Source organism: Campylobacter sp. B0100352/1 (genome assembly GCF_020135855.1).
GTDB lineage: Bacteria > Campylobacterota > Campylobacteria > Campylobacterales > Campylobacteraceae > Campylobacter_D > Campylobacter_D taeniopygiae.
Window position 1 is genome coordinate 1 of sequence record NZ_JACHTP010000055.1, and the last position, 1,874, is coordinate 1,874.

Annotated in this window: 2 protein-coding genes and 1 other RNA gene; 1 reads left to right on the forward strand and 2 read right to left on the reverse strand. The window is 28.8% G+C overall.

Annotation, left to right across the window (positions count from 1 at the left end; translation table 11 throughout):
- Positions 1–133 precede the first annotated feature (133 nt).
- The gene (gene efp / locus H2279_RS08385; RefSeq protein WP_137624099.1) at positions 134–703 is read right to left on the reverse strand and encodes an elongation factor P; all 570 of its coding nucleotides are present in this window, start codon (positions 701–703) and stop codon (positions 134–136) included.
- A 94-nt stretch (positions 704–797) separates the two neighbouring features.
- Between efp and rnpB the strand changes: the two genes are divergently transcribed.
- An RNA gene (gene rnpB, locus H2279_RS08390) (RNase P RNA component class A) lies at positions 798–1,121 on the forward strand.
- A 59-nt stretch (positions 1,122–1,180) separates the two neighbouring features.
- Here the strand turns inward: rnpB and H2279_RS08395 are convergent.
- Positions 1,181–1,699: a hypothetical protein gene (locus tag H2279_RS08395; RefSeq protein ID WP_337196261.1), complete on the reverse strand. Its 519-nt coding sequence runs from the start codon at positions 1,697–1,699 to the stop codon at positions 1,181–1,183.
- Between the last annotated feature and the right edge of the window lie 175 nt (positions 1,700–1,874).

The following is a 1,874-nucleotide window of genomic DNA, read 5'->3' on the forward strand; positions in this document are numbered from 1 at the left end:
AATCAAAGGGATAGAAGCAAGTAATAACCAATCCATTATTTTTCTCCAAATATAGAAATTAAGAAAATAAAAGGAAAGTTAAATTTTTGGGCAGGTATTTTAAGGTGTCTTTATAGATGACACCTTAAAAAAATTATTTATTTGCTTTTTCTATATATTCACCACGAACTGTATCTACACGAATCACTTCACCTTCTAAAACGTGAAAAGGAATTTGCACTACAGCCCCTGTTTCAAGTGTAGCAGGTTTTTTATTTGAACCTTGAGTATCTCCTTTAAAGTTAGGAGCGGTTTCTACGATTTTAAGTTCAACTACTTGAGGCACTTCTACACCGATAGCTTTACCATTATGAAAAAGAACATTTACCATCATACCATCAAGCATCCATTTTTTAGCTTCACCTACATCCTCATCGCTAATTGCAACTTGTTCATAAGTTTCTGTATCCATAAATTGACAATTTTCTCCATCATCATAAAGATACTGCATGGTTTTATCTTCTAAATTTGGAGCCTCACATTTATCTCCAGCGTGAAAAGTTTTTTCAAGAACTTTTCCATCAATAAAAGATTTAATTTTAATACGAACAAAAGCAGGACCTTTTCCTGGTTTTACATGTTGATATTCTACTATTTTAAAAGGAATTCCATCAATTTCTATTTTTAATCCCTTTTTTAAATCACCCATTGAATAAGATGCCATAACATTCCTTTTATATTAAAATAAAATATAATTTTAGCAAAAAATGTTTGATATCGCAATTAAATTTAAGTATTTTTGCGTTAAAATTTGGAGCAAAGCATAGCAAATGCTCGCTTCTATTTAAGAAGAGGAAAGTCCGAGCTGCAAAAGACAAACATTCCATCTAACGGATGGCTAGGGAAACCTAAGGGACAGTGCAACAGAAAGCAAACTACCATATTTTTATGGAAAAGGTGAAACGGTGGAGTAAGAGCCCACCAGCGATTTTGGTAACAATTTCGGCTATGTAAACCCAATGTGCAGCAAGAAGGGATGGTTTTAGTCTTTATTTTAACCCTTCGCTTGATTTTGTTTGCAAAAACAAAACTAGATAAATGAGCATTCTAGACAGAACTCGGCTTATCGCTATGCTTTTATTTTTATCTTTTAAAAAGAATCTTTGCCATAAAGTTTAAAATCTAGTATAAATTTTTAAGTTTAAAATAGTTTTTTCATGTTAATATCTTCAAATATGATAGTAATACATGAAGCAATAAGTGATATATTGCAAATAAACCCTATTAACCAACTTATTTTTTTACGTTTTTCTCCTGTGCTATAGCATTTAAAAAAATAAGCTTGCAATAAACATAAGATTATGAAAAGCGTTAAAAATACCAAAACAAAGATTAAACAAGATAAAAAATCCATGCAAATATATATACGATACTCATCTAGTGAAAGTTTCTCAACTTCTGGAGAGTTCATGAAAGGCACAAAATGTTCCACATTATCAACACCATAAGTTACATAAAATCCTATGATGATGGTAATAAGAAAAATAATAAAAAATGTTAAAAAATAAGATTTTAAAAACTCTTTTATATTGAGTCTTATGAAATAATTTAATAAAGCAAAGATAGTTAAGATAGTAAAAGAATAAATATAAAATCCTATCAAATAGCCTCCAAAGAACAAAATGCCAACAAACAATCCAAAAAAAATGGCAAATAGCATTTAAACCCCTGTATCAAAAAGTTTGTTATAAAAAATTGTTTTTTTAAATTATCGTTGTTTGGTTTTTCTTTATTATTGAAAACTCTTTTTTTGTATATTTCTCTTGATGTAAAATTTAGTTTAAAAATATTTTTAAATACTTAGCATAGTCCTTGATTTCTGAGATAAGTTCTTT